Origin of the sequence: Variovorax sp. Root473 (assembly GCF_001426505.1) — a bacterium.
In the GTDB taxonomy this organism is placed as follows: Bacteria; Pseudomonadota; Gammaproteobacteria; order Burkholderiales; family Burkholderiaceae_C; genus Variovorax.
Genome location: NZ_LMEV01000001.1, coordinates 261,098 through 261,401, shown reverse-complemented (window position 1 = coordinate 261,401; position 304 = coordinate 261,098). Strand labels below are relative to the sequence as shown.

The following is a 304-nucleotide window of genomic DNA, read 5'->3' as shown; positions in this document are numbered from 1 at the left end:
GGCATCTCCAGCTTGTCCACGAGCCTCAGCTCCACGAACAGCAGCGTGAGCAGCCTGTCGACCTCCACGTCATCGGGCCTGAGCACGGCCACGAGCAGCATCGACAGTCTTTCGACGTCTACGTCGAGTGGTCTGAGTACGACCAACAGCCGCATCGATGGCCTGTCAACCGACGTCGGTAGCCTGTCGACCGGTTTGAGCACCACGAACAGCAACGTGAGCAGCCTGTCGACCTCGACGTCATCCGGTCTGAGCACGGCGACGAGCAGCATCGACAGCCTCTCTACTTCGACGTCGTCTGGTT

Annotated in this window: 1 protein-coding gene; it reads left to right on the top strand. The window is 61.2% G+C overall.

The features are described from left to right. The coding region (locus ASD34_RS27995; protein ID WP_235509950.1) for a hypothetical protein at window positions 1-304 on the top strand (304 nt) is incomplete at both ends.